Origin of the sequence: Gardnerella sp. DNF00550, assembly GCF_049262685.1 — a bacterium.
GTDB classification, from domain to species: Bacteria; Actinomycetota; Actinomycetes; order Actinomycetales; family Bifidobacteriaceae; genus Bifidobacterium; species Bifidobacterium leopoldii.
Map to the genome: position 1 here is coordinate 1,248,084 of NZ_CP058397.1, position 15,934 is coordinate 1,264,017.

A 15,934-nucleotide genomic window follows, 5' to 3' on the forward strand; every position below is an offset into this window, starting at 1 on the left:
CTACTTCCCCTCAGGCTCGCGACTGTCTGCTTTTGGCTTAGCTACAAGCTGTTCCTTCTCAACAGGAGCAGGGTTTTCAGCCGGCGGCAAAGAATCCTTTACAATCAAAGGTTTGCCAGCAGATGTCTTAAACGTCCTACGGAAATCATCAATGGCTGCATCAAGCTTAGCTTCAGTTTCCTTAGTGAAGTCTTCAGTATCGCGAATTACTTGCAAAATGTCGGTTCCTTTATCCAAGTAATCCAACAATTCGCTTTCGAAACGCAACACATCCTTCACAGGAATATCGTCAAGCTTGCCATGAGTACCAGCCCACACAGAAACAACTTCTTGCTCCATTGCTCGAGGAGAGAACTGCTTCTGCTTAAGTAGCTCAGTCAAACGAGCACCGCGAGTAAGCTGTGCCTTTGAGGCTGCATCCAAATCGGAAGCGAACATTGCGAAGGATTCCAAAGACTTGTAACGAGCCAAGGAAATCTTCAACATGCCGGAGACTTTCTTCAAAGCCTTAGCCTGAGCTGCGCCACCAACACGAGACACGGAAATACCAACGTCTACTGCTGGACGCTGACCTGCGTTGAACAAATCAGACTGCAAGAAGATCTGACCATCGGTGATAGAAATCACGTTGGTTGGAATGTATGCAGAAACATCGTTTGCCTTGGTTTCGATAATTGGAAGACCGGTCATAGAACCGCCACCCAAATCGTCAGAAAGCTTAGCACAACGTTCAAGCAGACGAGAGTGCAAGTAGAACACGTCGCCTGGGTAAGCTTCACGCCCAGGTGGACGACGCAAAAGCAGGGAAATTGAACGGTATGCTTCTGCTTGTTTCGACAAATCATCGAAAACAATCAAAACGTGTTTGCCGTTGTACATCCAGTGCTGACCGATTGCAGAACCAGTGTAAGGTGCAATGTATTTAAAACCTGCAGAATCAGAAGCTGGGCTTGCCACGATTGTGGTGTACTTCATAGCTCCTGCTTCTTCAAGGCTTTGACGCACTGAAGCAATAGTGGAACCCTTTTGACCGATTGCTACATAAATGCAGCGAACCTGTTTCTTTGGATCTCCAGTTTCCCAGTTAGCCCGCTGGTTAATAATCGTATCTATTGCGATTGCAGTCTTACCTGTTTGACGATCACCAATAATCAACTGGCGCTGACCACGACCTATTGGCGTCATTGCGTCAATAGCCTTCAAACCAGTAGACAATGGTTCATCGACTGGATGACGGTGAATAACGTCTGGAGCCTGGGCTTCAAGAATACGACGCTCATTGCACTCAATCGTACCCAAACCATCGATTGGATTACCCAACGGATCAACGGTACGACCAAGATAAGCGTCACCAACCGGCACAGACAACACCTCGCCTGTGCGGTATACTTCCTGCCCTTCCTCAATGCCTGTAAAATCGCCGAGAATAACAACGCCGATTTCGTGTGCATCAAGGTTGAACGCAAGACCCAAGGTATCGTTCTCGAATGTGAGCAGCTCGTTTGCCATGCAGCCGGACAATCCAGCTACGTGCGCAATGCCGTCACCAGCCGTAACAACATAGCCAACTTCTTGCGTTGGCATGTCTGCAGGCTTATACGAGTCAACGAACCCGTCGAGTGCCTTGCGTATCAGGGCGGGATCAATAGATAGTTCCGCCATAATTCTCCTTAATTTACTACTTCACTGCCTGTGTCCAAGCACCATTTCGCGCAGAACGCTGCAACTGCTTAAGCTGCATCAACATGGTGCGATCGGTTATTTGATCACCGATTTGTATACGCATACCACCAAGCACATTTGGATCCACAATTGGGTTAATGTATGCACGATGACCCAACTTATCGCTGTAGATTTCAATCAAACGCTTAATTTGCTTATCTGTAAGCGGCTGAGCAGTAGTGACTGTAACCAATGTTTCTCCAGCTTCACGCTCAAATCCTGACCAAGCGCCGCCGAAGCTACCTGTTTTACCACTTTCGGCACCTCCGTGCCAAGTTCCTACTAGATAATGCATAATGCGCAATACAACAGGGTGCGCCTTACCTCCAATAAGCTCGTCAATAAGGCGAGACTTATCTTCCGAAGACCTATTCGGATCAGTAATCGCATCAGAAAGCTCAGGATACTTATCAATCATGTCCATCATTGACGAAAGCTCGTCCGAAATGCGCTGCGCTTCATCGTGCGCATCTGAGATGGCCTGAGCAAGCGAAGAACGCGACAAACTATCGTTTACTCGCGCTGCCTTTTCTGGCATTCTTACCTCCTCGTTTCTGTAAAAACGAAGTAACGCAAATAATACAAAACGAAATAACCGTAATTTTATTTTGCGATTATTCAGTTTTGCACATTACTTTACTTGCTTTGATCCGAATTTTTAGTGTCTCCAACTTCATCGATCACATGATCAATAATCTTGGAACTGACGGTATCGTCATCCAATTTGGATGCAAGAATCTTGCCAGCTAAAGCTGCTGCAAGAACCGATACTTCTCCTTGGAGGCTGGACATGGCATGCTTATGCTGAGCCTCAATAGAATGCTGTGCTTCACTGATAATCTTCGCAGCATCCTTTTCAGCGCGTTGTCTAGCTTCGCCAATAATTTTTGAAGCTTCCGATCGAGCCTCTTCACGAGTATTTGCAGCATCAGTTTGAGCTTGAGAAAGTTCGTTTTCAATCTGGCTCTTTAACTCGTCTGCTTCACGCTGAACATTAGCAGCCTTAGCCATTCCACCTTCAATTTTTTCTGCACGCTCATCAAGAATTGCCTGGAATTTAGGCATAACGAACTTGTAGAAAAACACTGCAAGAACAACTAAAACAACCAGCGACCATATAACGTCGTAAGGCTCCGGCAAGAACAACGCCAGTTTATTAGTTTCGGCTGCATATGCCATGGCTTGTCCTTTCTATTCTTTCAACACTTGTATGCGTTGGAACGAGTTGTTTCGTTCGGTTCAGCTTCCCATAATGTAGGCAACGAATCCGAGCAAGCCCAGAACCTCAATGAATGCCAAGCCAATAAACATGAACAACTGAATACGGTTGCCGACTTCTGGCTGGCGTGCAGTGGATTCCATAGCCTTGGATACAACCATTGCCATTCCGATAGCAGGGGAAAGAGTAGCAACGGCAAAGCCGAGAATGCTAAGGTTGCCCGTCAATCCTGCGAGAGCGATGATACTATTCATTGGTTTCCTTTCTTTAGGAACAGTAACCAGTTATAAACCCTAAGATTATTAAACCTGTTTTATCTGTTTGCTTTAACTAGCTTTAATTAGTTTTACCTATTTATGCAATAGCAACAGCAGATTTTTCTTCTTTCTCGGGGTAACTTTCCGAAATATACACAGATGCAAGAACGGTAAAAATAAACGCCTGCAAGCCTGCGACTATTACTTCGAATACTGTAAACAGAATGCCACCAAGCAGCCATAATGCACCGCCTAAGGCAAGGAGTTTATTGCTGGAATCCACCACAAAGAAGTTGGTGAATACTAGACAAGTGGCCACCAGCAAATGGCCAGCAATCATATTCGCAAACAAACGGATTGTAAGCGAAAGTGGTCGCACAATCAACAATTCCAGAAGCTGCAATGGCGTAAGAATAAAGTAAATTGGCCATGGCACGCCTGCTGGGAACAAGGATTCACGGAAGAACGTTAGGAATCCTTTTTCTCTAATTCCAGTTATTAAGTATTGGCATACAACCCAAAGAGCAAACACTAATGGCCCTGTAATAGTTGCGGTTGCAGCCATATTTAAGCCTGGAATAACTGAGCAAAGATTAAAGAAAAATATTGTTATAAAAAGAGTTGTTATCATTGGCACATAACGCTTGCCGCGCTCTTCGCCAATCATTTCGTACACAATGTTAAATCGCACAAAGTCCATTAGAATTTCTAGCACGCTTTGGAATCTTCCTGGAACCACTTTTGCGCGAGCTGCTCCAATGCCAAAAATAATCATAACGATTACGGCCATAATAATACGCACCATAACAATTCGGTTCATGGCAAATGGAGTGCCTTGGAACAAAATCTCTGGAGGCAAAAACTCACTAATATCAGGTAGCTCTGGTTTATTCGAAGCTACAGTAGAAGCTACAGTCGTGGTCTTCTGTAAAACATCAACCATCACATCCATAAGTGCCTCCTTATAGCAATCCGTTCACACGCCTCAATTCAGTGCCGCTCACTCACATACTCAATTCAATCATTCTCGCGGCATATATATCAACTAGATCATATGTTTCATATTTCGTAAGGCGCGGGGCACGAAACGAAAAATATATCTAATTGCTGATTGTACTCTTTGCTTGTACATAATTACGCAACTTCAAAATTTATTTGTTCATACCGTACTTAATGCCGTCAAATGGATAAAAATTATCGGAGCGCGGAGAAGCCGGCTCACGCCTTATAGAACGTTCAGTTCCAAGCCTTCCAGCAGTTCTTAAATGAGGAATATCAGAAAGATTGTAAGGCGTAGTTTCGTACACCCAATTAAGCCAGTTGCGCCAAAGCAAATTCGCGTGCGCGCGCCAAGAAAATAATGGCTCTAATTTTGGATCGTCATGAGGGAAATAGTTGTAAGGAAATGGCACGTTGCTCAAACCTTTTAACATGTCACGCTCATATTCCTGCGCAAGAGTCATTTTGCCATATTCCCAATGTCCTAGCACAAAAACTTCAGAAAAATCACGCGTAGCAACTAAGCCCGGACCAGATTCGGGACCATACGTAAGAATTTGTAAACGCTGATCTGCAGAAATGCTGTCAACATCAACACTCGCTATTCTAGAATGCGGTTGTAAAGCGATTTCATCAAAACCATTTGTAAGAAAACAGTACTCATCCTGCAAATATTGCGGGAACACGCCAAAAACTTTTTTGCTGAGAATATGCTTTTTTACGCCATATCGATAGTAAAGCGCACCCATTGCGCCCCAGCACAAATACATTGTTGAGAAGACGTGTGTTGATGCCCAGTCAAGAATTTGCGTAAATTCGTGCCAGTAATCGACATCCTCAAATTCCATATGCTCAACAGGAGCGCCCGTCACAACAAATCCGTCGTAGTAGTTGTTACGAAGTGCGTCAAGATTTTCATAGAATTTTACTAAATGATCAGCGCTAACGTGTGTCGATACATGCGTAGAAGTTTTCATAAAATCGACGTCGACTTGCAAAGGAGACTTAGAGATGAGTCTCAAAAGCTGAGTTTCTGTCTCGATTTTTTTGGGCATAAGATTCAAAATCAACAAACGAAGTGGTCGAACATCCTGCTGTTCTGCTTCTGGGCGTTCCAATGCAAAAATTCGCTCAGCATCTAATATGCTTCGCGCTGGCAATCCTTCAGGAATCTTAATAGGCATGTGTTTATTATACCCCACACTTGTTTATGTTTATTGTGTCTATGCCACTCATGTGCACGAATCGTAAAATTCTAACCAAATACAGCGAGACACGCCCGAAAGTTGACAAATTTAAATTTGCACCTATCGTAGATAGAGCTGCTAAAAGTAGCCGACGCGGGGTGGAGCAGCTCGGTAGCTCGCTGGGCTCATAACCCAGAGGTCCATGGTTCAAATCCATGCCCCGCTACTAAAGCCAAGAATCACACAAATTTCTCACGATTGTTGTGGTTCTTGGCTTTTTTGTTTAATACTACATAAGTCGCCCAAAAGCGTCATCGCGCAATAATCAATAAAGAAGAATTGCAAGACGGCGACGAGCGCGCGCAAGACGCTCATCATCTGCAGGAAGTATGGCAAAATACTCAAGCATACGAGAACGAATAGCATCCGCATCACTCTTATGACCAGATGCAAGGAAGTCAAGCAGTCGCCCAAAAGCGTCATCAATATGACCGTCAATCATATCTACATCTGCTACTGCAAGCTGCGAATCTAAATCATCCTTATTATCGCCAGCAGCCTTTCTAACCGCAGCAACATCAGTATTAGTATTACGCGAAAGCAACAAAGCTTTTGCATGTTCACGCGATGCAAGCACATCATGAGGATCTGCTTCCATTACTTTTGCATACTCGCGTGCAGCACCTTCATAATCACCCTTCATAGCAAGCGAATGAGCTTGCTCATGAGCAGGCGGAACATTCTCAACAGAGTTATTCCCGGAACTATCTTGATCTGAGTCTTTAGACATTTCAGACTTTTTCTCAACCGAGGATTCCACAAAAGGAGCAGTTCCAGCAACACCAGAGCGTTCAGCAACCTGAACCAATTGCGGCAAAATAGTGCCACAAATCTGCTGTAATTCCTCGTCGCTAGGTAAACCTTGCGCAATAGGCATAGGACGTCCGCCAATTAAACCGTAAATTGCAGGAAGCTGCTGCGCTTGCAATGCTTGAGCAATACTTGGGCTTTCATCAGAGTCGATACGAGCTAACTGCATACGACCGTCAAGCGCGTTAACAGCATCCGCTAATTTCTGTGCCACATCATAATAGGCCTCGTCATTAGCTTGCCAAAGCAAAATAACAATTGGGAAACTTACAGACGTTTGCACCATCGCCTGAAAAGACTGCTCATTAACATCGATTACATAGCCGCCAGCTTTTGGAGCAGAAGAACCAGTAGAGCCCGATGCAGCTTTAGCAGCTTGCTTAGCTTGAGCTTCTACGCGACGCTTTACGCCTTCTAAATCTACAGCCCCAGCAAGCGAAAATCCGCCAGGATTCATGCCTTGCGCTTTACTACTCACCATTTTTCCTCTTTTCCAAGCACACTAAATTGTACTTACAAAATTTATAAAGCTTCTACCTTAATAGGCTGACGCTCAGCACCAACAGGAATAATCTTCATATGAGAACTAGCTGGAGGAACTACTAGAGCAATAACATTTACGTAAGTTACTCGCATAGTACCTTTTGCTTTACCATCGCCAAATAATGCTTTTTCTTCATCAGAAGCAGGACGAGATTCACGCCCTTCACCAGCTTTACGAGTCCACACAGAATCTATGCGCGCAACAACCAAATCGCTTCCATCGCTTGAACGCATAATGCTTATTTGTTTGAGATTTGGTGTAAAGATTTGTTCTTGAGAGCCTTTATTTCGCTCCATTCCAGCTTGCACTGCTTTAGAAAGTTCAACTAACTTTTTACGCAAATAATCGTCAGCAAAATGCTTCGCGTACTTGCTGTTTTCACCATTTTGTAAAACGTCTGCATACGCAGCTACCGCTTCATCTGGAGTCATCACCAAACCAGTATCATTAGATTTACCCATTGAAGAACCAATACTTGGCACAGCAAATTTAGGAAGATGCACTCCAGGGAATAAGCGCGCAACAGCCCAAAGTTTATAATTCGAACGCGCTCTCTGTTGACGTAAAACCAGCAAACGTTTTGACTGTTGATCTTTAGTAGTAGTTGTAATAGTCATTAAATCTCTTGGCCAACCAGAATTAGTTGGCACAATAGTTTGCGCGGCTTCACGCGGAATAGTGGTCTTAGGATCTAAGTTTCCAGTTTTGTTTGCAATCGTAAGCTCGCTCGTGCGAATATCGAGAGCAGGTCCAGAAACTGCTTGAGATAATGAATCCACATCTTTTTCGTCGTTTGCCTTTTCTAGAGTGCGAAGCAACCCCAAGCGGATATCTTTTTCTTGCAGCATAGTCACATTAGGCAACTCTTGATTACTACGCGCTTCAGCAGGTTTCGGCACCTGCCCATCGCAAGCAGATAATCCGGTTACCATAACCGTTGATACAACACATGCTATTAATGTGACTATGTTGTTGCGCAATACGCCTCTATTTTTACTGTTTACGCGGTGAATATCGACATTAGTATTACGCATTTTACTCATTTCCTCGCTCACTTGAAGAATTACCGCGGTAGCCTTTCCCATTTTTTCTGTAACGACCGTTACCACCGTCTCCTCTAAACCCATTTCGTTTCATGTGAGACTGCTTATCGTTGCTATTTTTAGACGAATTTTGACGTTTGTTTGATTCTGAGTTGCGATAGTTTTCGTGATCATTAAGCTTTTTCTTACTAGATTCATGTGAAATCTTGCTATTACTATCTGAAGGCTTGACCGTTTCTAAACGTTTCTTTGCAAACTTTTCAGAATTATTAGCATTGTTTCTATCGTTCTGACGGTTACGCCTCTTGTTATTCTGCTGTGCATACTTATTTTGCTGCTGATGCTTATCCTTATGATCGTTCAGACTATTGCCATCCGACGCGCTTTCGTAAGATTTTTTCTTATTTCGCGGAGTCTTAATATTCTGAGAATTCCGCTTATATTGCTTATTTTCTGAATTTGCTGATTCTGCTGAATTTCCAGAATATTTCGCATTTCCTATATCTTCCGCATTTGCTAAATCTTCCCCGTTTGCCGCAGCATCCTGATTGTGCAAATCATTAAATTCATCATCAACATTGCCTAAGTCATCTAAATAAGAATTATCGTCATGTTGCTGCATAAAGCGCGCGGCAAACGCAAGCATTTCATCTTGTGCAATAACAGTAGTTTCAGCCAAAGAATCAGTAGATGCAACCGCTGTAGAAGCAGACGCAATTCGAGTTTGCATACCATTTGAGTCGCCGCTTTGCATTGAATCTTTGCGACGACGTGCATGACCCCCATGCCTTGCGTGACTTCCAGAATCCTTCTTGTGTCGTTTGTGACCAAAAATACCAGACATGGTTCCAGAAATCGCCTCAGCAAAGGTGACTTCGTCACGCTGTGCAGACTTTACTGCCAACGCTCCTGAACGGCTAGCTATTAATTGCTTATTACGACGACGATGCGGAGCCATTGCAAAAATAGTTGCAGAAAGTATAGCTAATACTGCAAAAAGTGCTCCTACAAAATATAAAGGCGTTGCAAAATCTGGAATTTGATTACGACGCCACCGCAATTCTATGGAAGCTTCCGGTACATTATCCCCCAAATCAATTAGCAAAACACGTCTAGCAGCCTGCGAACGCAGTGCAGAAGAAGCAGTATCAGAGCTATTTGACTTACTAGAGCGAGTGCCTGATTTAGACATTGTGCCGTTTGCAACAGCATGATCGTATGACGCAGAACCAGAAGATTGAACATAATCTGCAGTATTTATTGCCAATTTCGCTAAACCAAGCTGGCATGTAACTATAGGCCATAAATTAGATTCTTGGAATTTTACGTCAGGATCCTTAATGTCCACAGAGTCACCCGCTTGCACAGAGGTTCTACCAGACACTTCAGAAACTGAAAGATTATTCCAATCACGCAAACCAGTAATTCTTTGTACTGGAGAACCTGCCACCCAGCCTCTTACGTCTTTCGTTAAACCTACAGCAACACAAATAGGCTTACGCGTATGCAAAGCAGCGACACTAATACGAACCCTGTTATCTACAAGATTCAAAACACCAGGATCAGTGACAATATAACGAGTTCCAGATACTTTAGCGTACGCAATAACCACATTACTAGGCTTCCAAAATGTTGAGTTGGCAACACCAAGAACAACACTTAATACTGCAAGCAAAGCAAAAAATGGAGCTACAACGCCGCGCATGATTTTACTGCGCAAAGTGAGCCGTCGCATTGGTCGTCGCATTGGTCGTCCTTCTGTATCAGAAGCATCTTCTATATTTGTCATAACGATACCATTCTACAGTCTTTTAATATTACTTGCATGTTTTGATGTAAAAATCAGCGTCAAGCGGTAATGTGAGGCTATGAAAAAAATCAAAACATTAGGACAAAAATCTCTTTTACTTCGCGCTTTCGCAACTATTAGCGCAGTAGCAATGTGCGTAGTGCTTGCTTCATGCGGAGAAAATTCTGACAATAACAATTTAACTGATGAAAACGCTCAAAAAGCTGGAATGCAGTTGCTGGAAGGCGTAAGCGCATCGGGAGAGCTGGGCAAAAAGCCTAAAATAACGCTGAAAACGCCTGTAAAAGTAAAGCAAAATACTTATGCCGTTTTGCAACGAGGCAACGGAGAAACAATTAAAGAAGGCGATCGCGTATGCTCTCAGGGCATTGTGTTCGACTCCAAAACCGGCAAAGAGCTTATGAATACTTGGAAAGAAGGCAAAGTTGATTGCTCAATTTCCATTAATAAAAACTCTACAAGCCGACCATATTACGCTTTAATTAAGGGCAAAAAAATTAATACGACTATTGCTTTGGGCGTAAGCGGAGGAGCCAAAAATCCTTCATATATTATGGTTCTTACAATGGTTTCGCGATCAAAATCTCTAACTAGAGCAACAGGCAAAGCTGTTACGAATATTCCCGCAAATTTGCCGAAGGTAACTCTTGATAAATCTGGAGCACCAACCTTAGATAAAAATAACTACGTTCCAGACGGAAAGCTTGTTTCTCAGACTTTGATTGAAGGAACCGGCAAAAAAGTAACTGCAAAAGACACAGTTTCCGCTCATTACACTGGTTGGACTGCCGATAAAGACGGCAAACTTCATCAGTTTGATTCTTCTTGGCTTCGTGGCATACCTGCAGACTTCCAACTTGCTGGAGGAGTAATCCCTGGTTGGACTAAAGGCTTAACTGGAAAGAAAGTTGGTTCCCAAGTTCTTTTGGTAATTCCACCAGAAGATGGCTATGGTAAAGAAGAAAAGAAGGATGCGCGCGGAAACGTAACTATTCCTGCAAATGCCACACTGTACTTTGTAGTCGATATTCTTTATGCTTCGTGAGATTTGTAATTTTGCAAACTGTTACAAAATTAACTAGCGATTCATAAATAATAAACCCCTCCTTCCCGAGGGGTTTTTACATATTTAGAACACATATTTAGAACAGACGAAGATCGTTGGACTCGACTCCACGCATTTCATCGTAATCCAATATTAAGCAAGTAAATCCACGATCCTCAGCCAAAACACGGGCTTGTGGACTAATAGTTTGCGCAGCAAAAATACCTCTAACCGGCTTAAGTAACGGATCTCTATTCAGCAACTCACAATAACGCGTAAGTTGCTCAACGCCGTCGATACCGCCATGCCGCTTAATCTCAATAGCGACATGTACACCATCCGCGTCCTGAGCCATAATATCCACTGGGCCGATAGCCGTAGGATATTCACGGCGCACCAACGTGGCACCATCGCCGATTCGTTCAATCTGCTCAGCCAAGTAACGTTGCAAATGATCCTCAACACCATCTTTAACTAAGCCAGGATCCTCACCCAAATCGTAAGTATTATCACTATAAACATGCTCAAGCGAAATCATAAGCAAATCATCGCTTTTAGCAGCAGCAACACGCAAAATACAGCCATCTACAACAATGCCAGCATCGGATTCGCCGCTATCTTCTTTACGTAAAACACGCATAGTACAAGGAGCTACCATCCAATTAAGAGGTTTATACGCACCAAGCTCAGAAAAAATAAGTACGCTGCCATCTGCTTTAATAAGCAACACTCGCTTAGCTAAAGGAAGCGTGGCATTTAACCTACCTGTATACTCTGCACTGCAATCTGCAACAATAATTCGCACACAGCAAGCATAACAGAAATCAAGTAAAGAAGTACCCTACTTCCCCAAAGCTTCAGCTAAATCGCGATTCTGCCAATGCTGATGTAAGGCGCAGTATCCGCCGAACAATACGAGCCACACTAGTCCACCAATTGCAGAAGCTCGTGTATCGTCACTAATAAACAAAGTCACATACACAAAAGCAAAGAACGCTATAGTAATAGAATTCAAAAGCTTATAATGCGGCATAACGAAACCGTCTGGCATAAAATCAGCAGATTCACGGTACTTACGATGCGTAACCATAATCAAAATATAAATCATGATTATCACTGCAGAAGAAGCCGAAGCAAACAAAATAAACGCACCATGAATGCCAGGGATCGAATTAATAATTGGCGAAAGAAGAATCAAAGCAGACGAGAACAAAATCGCGCGAGCAGGAACCTTCGTGCGTGAAACCTTACGCAACTTACCCAAAAGAGGCGAAGGTGACTCAAGCGCAATCTGATACATGTGGCGACCAGCAGAATACAGCAAAGAATTAAGCGCAGAAGAAGCAGCTGTAATAACCACAAAGAACACAAGCGCAGAAGCCCAATGCAATCCTGCGTATTGGAACACCATAATGAATGGTGACATAAATACGCCTTCCGCATTCGTAGCTTTAAACTGTTGCCACGGCACGATAAGCATAATCGCTATAAGAGCGCCAACATAGAAAACTAGTACGCGCACAATAATCTCGTTAATAGCCTTTGGTAAAACCTGACGAGGATTCTTAGTTTCCGAAACAGTCACACCAACAAACTCAATAAGCTGGTACGCATAAAACACCATTTGGAAGCTCATTAAGAAAGAAAGCCATCCGTTTGGCATAAGCGAAAAATTGTTGAAAATATTATCTAATCCAGCGTGACCAGCAGGACTTATTACGCCACCATGCAAAGGAGCTGCAGAGTAATGGTAACCAACTAAAGCCATAACTACGGCTGTAACAATAAGAGCAACAATTAGCGTGATTTTAATCATTGAGAACCAAAACTCAGTTTCCCCAAATAGCTTTACAGCTACCAAATTTATGCACACTAAAGCCGCTAAAAATACTACTTCTATAAGCCATTTCCAATGACTTACGTCAATATCGAAAGTTTGGAAGAATGTGACGCAATACGTACTAACTGCCGTAATTTCGCTCATACCAATAAGTACAAGCACAAACCAATACGACCATCCAGCAAAATTACCCCAACCTCTGCCAAGATAACGCGTAATAAAACTAATAAAAGTATGCTGGTTTGGATCCTTGTACATTAGCTCACCAATACCACGCATCAGCAGGAACATAATCAAGCCCACAATAATGTAAACGAATACAATACTCGGACCTGTTAAGCTAATTGATTTTCCAGAACCAAGGAACAAACCTGTTCCAATTGTGCCGCCAATAGCAATAAATTGCACATGACGCTTGGTAAGACTACGCTCCATTTGGTTTGTATTGCTACTTGCATTTTCTTGCGCAGATACGCTAGAAGATTGATTATGAGAAGATGTGCTATTGTGCGTCTCTGTAGATTCTGTTTGTTTAGAACCTACATTAATGTCACTATTCACAGTCTCACTCATTATTACAACTCCGTTCCTTAATAGCCACGAATTTCTAATTTTATAGGAACCCTTAACTATTCATTACGCATTCCACAATTCGCGCAACTATTCCACACTTTTAAGTGAGCTTACTGGATCTATGCGATCCAAAGCTGGGTTGGTAGCCCATTGCACAATTAACGCAAAAATTAGTGTTGCAACGCCAGCAATGCAATAGCTTAAAGGAGCTACTTCAACTTCAAAATACAAAGACGGCATACGAAGCGCGCTAGTCAACAATCCTGCAATAAGCCTTCCTAATGGCAATCCAACTGCAATACCGATAACAGTTAAGGTAAGCATTTCTTTATGCACATAGGAATGAACTTCTCTACGATAAAAACCAAGAACTTTCAGCGTAGCCATTTCGCGAGTACGTTCCGAAATATTAGTACTTGCAAGAGTAAAAAGCACAGCTAAAGCTAAGCCAGCAGCCAAAGTTACGATTAAAGCAACAACAGCATTCATAAGATCAAAACTAAAAGCATGCTTCATACGCGTAATATTCATAACAGCAAGCACACCGTCACGTTCAGAAACCTTGTCAGCATATTTAATTTTATTATTATCGCTACCGCGCAAACGCAAAATTAACGCATTATGTTTCAGAAGCTTACTGTTTTCACCATTAAATAAGCGTTCGTAGCAACGTTCAGTCATGTAAATATTAGAACCGATAAGATTACGAACAATAGCTTTAACTTTAACCTTCGCACGTTTAAAACTAGTATTCGTCACATTAATTTCGCTACCACGAGTAATGTCCAGAGATGCAGCAGCGCTTTGAGAAAGCAACGGACCTTCATCCGTAAGTTTAATAGTTTGCAAATTATTGTTCACATCCTGCAAATTTACAAGATGAGACAAAGCTTTTGTGTCTTTTACAACAATCAACTGCACGCTTTCCGCATCCTCAACATGACGACTATTCGACTTATTTGATTGGCTTTTAGCTATTTCTCCAGAGCCCACATAAGCCGGAAGTATAGTTTCTACTTTATTGTTTGACTTGTCTTGCTCAACGCTTTTCTTCATATTTTGGAAAGATCCTGGAGCCGAGATAGAAATCATATCGTATCGATAAATTCCCTCGTATTGGCGAATACCCAAGGTCGCAACAGTATCGTTCAAAGCAAGACCGCAAACAATAAGCGCTGTGCAACCAGCAACTCCACCAATAGTCATGCACAATCTGCCTTTAAATCGCGCCAAATTGCGAACGGTAACCTTATTTAAGAAACTCATTCGCTTCCAAATCCAAGGCAACCTTTCAAGAAGAACGCGAGAACCAGCTTTTGGAGCTTTTGGTCTTAACAAAGCTGCAGGAACTTGCTTTGTTTCTCGCCAACTAACAACGATTGTGCATATTGCAACAGGAATCACAAATGCTAGCACACACAAAGAGCCATATAGCCAGTCATACTTCAACCTAACGTCTGGCACAGCGTATAAACCACGCAAGATTTTTAGTAAAAGTGAAGGGATTGCAAGAAAACCCATAATATCGCCAATTCCGCCGCCAACAAAGCACGCAAATATCGCGAAGAAAGCATGTCTTGTTACTGCAGTAGAACGACCGTATCCCAAACTTAAGTATGTGCCAATAAGCCCTCGCTCTTCTTCAACCATACGAGCCATAGCAGTTAAACTCATCATCATTGCTACAACAAGAAATACTGCTGGGAAAGCGTATCCAAGTGACTGTATTGAAGCAACGTCAGAACGCAAACTCGCATAACTATCGTTAGCTATGCGAGTAGATATATGCCATTGAGCTTGCGGAACACGTTTTTGAATCTCTGATTTAATTTGTTTACGAATTTGCTTTTTTGCTTGCTCTTTAACAAAATTTGGAGCGCGCTGAAGCCTGGGATCGTTTGCAATAATATTTTTTAATTCTAAATTAACTTGTTTGTCGATAATTTGATTACGTCGAGCTGTTTCGCGTTTAGATTGCACGCGTTCTTGAATCTGTTCAGATGCATCGTCGACGATGCCACGATAATCTTTAGAAAAAACATTGACACGTTGAGCATCATTCAAACGCACCGATATTGCTGTATACGGCAAGCTAGTCACGTTATCAGGAGCAGCAGAAGTAAATATTGGATATCTAGACGTCACAGAGTTACGAAATGCTTTAGATTGATAGCCATCAGGATTGTTTAAATCGTTGCTATCTAGCACGCTACCAGTTATGCGCAAACGATAAGTTTTAGACTTTGAATTAGAAGAACCAAGACTTCCAACGCCTGCATTTTGCTGCACGTTGACTACTATCACATTGCCAATGCTCAATCCACTATCGTGTAAAAATCGCTGAGTTACAACAGCTTCACTATTATTTTTAGGCATGTTGCCCTTAAGCAAATGCAAGCGATTAAGATTTTTTTGTGATTCTACATAATGCACGAAATTCATTGCGTATGAAGACTTTGCATCATCTGTTGCGTGCGCTGTTGCTTTCCAAGAACGCTCTGCTTCAACTTCACTCACACTTGGCAACGCGCGTAATGCTGCAACATCGTCTTTAGTTAAACCAAGAGTAGATACGATTTGCAAATCATAAGCATGCAATTTCGCATACATATCGTTAGTAGCGAGAAACATGTCGTTGCATCCTGCATAAATACCAGTCATAACAGCAACGCCAAGCATTGCAATAACCGCAAGAACGCAAAAGCGGCGCCATTCGCGAACCCACATTCTAATTGCGCTAATAAATACTATTGGCAGCAACGAATGCATGCGCTTAACTTCACCACCATTATTGGCATTTTTATTATCAGATTGCTTTGAAACTG

General features: G+C 42.6%; 13 protein-coding genes and 1 tRNA gene. 2 read left to right on the forward strand and 12 right to left on the reverse strand.

What is annotated here, in order from left to right:
• The 6 genes from atpA to HXT29_RS05040 all read right to left on the reverse strand — a co-directional run bounded on the left by atpA (position 1) and on the right by HXT29_RS05040 (position 5,381).
• Positions 1 to 1,662, reverse strand: a complete 1,662-nt coding sequence (gene atpA / locus HXT29_RS05015; RefSeq protein WP_415707394.1) for a F0F1 ATP synthase subunit alpha — start codon at positions 1,660 to 1,662, stop codon at positions 1 to 3.
• A 16-nt stretch (positions 1,663 to 1,678) separates the two neighbouring features.
• Positions 1,679 to 2,260: a F0F1 ATP synthase subunit delta gene (locus HXT29_RS05020; protein WP_004105743.1), complete on the reverse strand. Its 582-nt coding sequence runs from the start codon at positions 2,258 to 2,260 to the stop codon at positions 1,679 to 1,681.
• Positions 2,261 to 2,358: 98 nt separating this feature from the next.
• Positions 2,359 to 2,901, reverse strand: coding sequence for a F0F1 ATP synthase subunit B (locus HXT29_RS05025; protein WP_004105751.1), 543 nt, complete (start codon positions 2,899 to 2,901; stop codon positions 2,359 to 2,361).
• 60 nt (positions 2,902 to 2,961) lie between these two features.
• Entirely contained in the window at positions 2,962 to 3,195 is a 234-nt protein-coding gene (atpE, locus tag HXT29_RS05030) for an ATP synthase F0 subunit C (RefSeq protein WP_004105752.1), read from the reverse strand.
• Positions 3,196 to 3,295: 100 nt separating this feature from the next.
• Positions 3,296 to 4,150, reverse strand: coding sequence for a F0F1 ATP synthase subunit A (atpB, locus tag HXT29_RS05035; protein WP_004105753.1), 855 nt, complete (start codon positions 4,148 to 4,150; stop codon positions 3,296 to 3,298).
• A gap of 199 nt (positions 4,151 to 4,349) precedes the next feature.
• On the reverse strand, positions 4,350 to 5,381 hold the full coding sequence (locus HXT29_RS05040; protein WP_422118324.1) for a homoserine O-succinyltransferase: 1,032 nt from the start codon (positions 5,379 to 5,381) through the stop codon (positions 4,350 to 4,352).
• Between the two features lie 155 nt (positions 5,382 to 5,536).
• Here HXT29_RS05040 and HXT29_RS05045 point away from each other — a divergent pair.
• Positions 5,537 to 5,610: transfer RNA gene (locus HXT29_RS05045), tRNA-Met, on the forward strand.
• Positions 5,611 to 5,709: 99 nt separating this feature from the next.
• Here the strand turns inward: HXT29_RS05045 and HXT29_RS05050 are convergent.
• Genes HXT29_RS05050 through HXT29_RS05060 form a run of 3 tightly spaced genes read right to left on the reverse strand, consistent with a single transcriptional unit; the run spans position 5,710 to position 9,630 of the window.
• Complete coding sequence (locus HXT29_RS05050; RefSeq protein ID WP_004574175.1) at positions 5,710 to 6,735, reverse strand: tetratricopeptide repeat protein; 1,026 nt, start codon at positions 6,733 to 6,735, stop codon at positions 5,710 to 5,712.
• A gap of 41 nt (positions 6,736 to 6,776) precedes the next feature.
• Positions 6,777 to 7,841, reverse strand: a complete 1,065-nt coding sequence (locus HXT29_RS05055; RefSeq protein WP_254596775.1) for a hypothetical protein — start codon at positions 7,839 to 7,841, stop codon at positions 6,777 to 6,779.
• Positions 7,834 to 9,630, reverse strand: a complete 1,797-nt coding sequence (locus HXT29_RS05060) for a hypothetical protein (protein ID WP_415705767.1) — start codon at positions 9,628 to 9,630, stop codon at positions 7,834 to 7,836. Before HXT29_RS05060 ends, HXT29_RS05055 begins: the two co-directional genes overlap by 8 nt.
• Before the next feature lie 79 nt (positions 9,631 to 9,709).
• Here HXT29_RS05060 and HXT29_RS05065 point away from each other — a divergent pair, with 79 nt between their 5' ends.
• A complete protein-coding gene (locus tag HXT29_RS05065) occupies positions 9,710 to 10,696 on the forward strand; it encodes an FKBP-type peptidyl-prolyl cis-trans isomerase (protein WP_064340281.1) in 987 nt (328 codons plus the stop codon).
• Between the two features lie 97 nt (positions 10,697 to 10,793).
• Here the strand turns inward: HXT29_RS05065 and nucS are convergent, their stop codons facing one another.
• The 3 genes from nucS to HXT29_RS05080 all read right to left on the reverse strand — a co-directional run bounded on the left by nucS (position 10,794) and on the right by HXT29_RS05080 (position 15,878).
• Positions 10,794 to 11,501, reverse strand: a complete 708-nt coding sequence (nucS, locus tag HXT29_RS05070) for an endonuclease NucS (protein WP_004105764.1) — start codon at positions 11,499 to 11,501, stop codon at positions 10,794 to 10,796.
• A 36-nt stretch (positions 11,502 to 11,537) separates the two neighbouring features.
• A complete protein-coding gene (locus tag HXT29_RS05075) occupies positions 11,538 to 12,971 on the reverse strand; it encodes an amino acid permease (protein WP_100066591.1) in 1,434 nt (477 codons plus the stop codon).
• Between the two features lie 225 nt (positions 12,972 to 13,196).
• On the reverse strand, positions 13,197 to 15,878 hold the full coding sequence (locus HXT29_RS05080) for an ABC transporter permease (protein WP_415696298.1): 2,682 nt from the start codon (positions 15,876 to 15,878) through the stop codon (positions 13,197 to 13,199).
• Between the last annotated feature and the right edge of the window lie 56 nt (positions 15,879 to 15,934).

Bases quoted from the DNA above. Each gene is read 5' to 3' on its own strand.
- atpA (WP_415707394.1), bottom strand. From the start codon at position 1,662: ATGGCGGAACTATCTATTGATCCCGCCCTGATACGCAAGGCACTCGAC.
- atpE (WP_004105752.1), bottom strand. From the start codon at position 3,195: ATGAATAGTATCATCGCTCTCGCAGGATTGACGGGCAACCTTAGCATT.
- HXT29_RS05065 (WP_064340281.1), top strand. From the start codon at position 9,710: ATGAAAAAAATCAAAACATTAGGACAAAAATCTCTTTTACTTCGCGCT.
- HXT29_RS05025 (WP_004105751.1), bottom strand. From the start codon at position 2,901: ATGGCATATGCAGCCGAAACTAATAAACTGGCGTTGTTCTTGCCGGAG.
- HXT29_RS05040 (WP_422118324.1), bottom strand. From the start codon at position 5,381: ATGCCTATTAAGATTCCTGAAGGATTGCCAGCGCGAAGCATATTAGAT.
- HXT29_RS05060 (WP_415705767.1), bottom strand. From the start codon at position 9,630: ATGACAAATATAGAAGATGCTTCTGATACAGAAGGACGACCAATGCGA.
- HXT29_RS05055 (WP_254596775.1), bottom strand. From the start codon at position 7,841: ATGAGTAAAATGCGTAATACTAATGTCGATATTCACCGCGTAAACAGT.
- HXT29_RS05020 (WP_004105743.1), bottom strand. From the start codon at position 2,260: ATGCCAGAAAAGGCAGCGCGAGTAAACGATAGTTTGTCGCGTTCTTCG.
- HXT29_RS05075 (WP_100066591.1), bottom strand. From the start codon at position 12,971: ATGGAGCGTAGTCTTACCAAGCGTCATGTGCAATTTATTGCTATTGGC.
- HXT29_RS05080 (WP_415696298.1), bottom strand. From the start codon at position 15,878: ATGCATTCGTTGCTGCCAATAGTATTTATTAGCGCAATTAGAATGTGG.
- atpB (WP_004105753.1), bottom strand. From the start codon at position 4,150: ATGGATGTGATGGTTGATGTTTTACAGAAGACCACGACTGTAGCTTCT.
- HXT29_RS05050 (WP_004574175.1), bottom strand. From the start codon at position 6,735: ATGGTGAGTAGTAAAGCGCAAGGCATGAATCCTGGCGGATTTTCGCTT.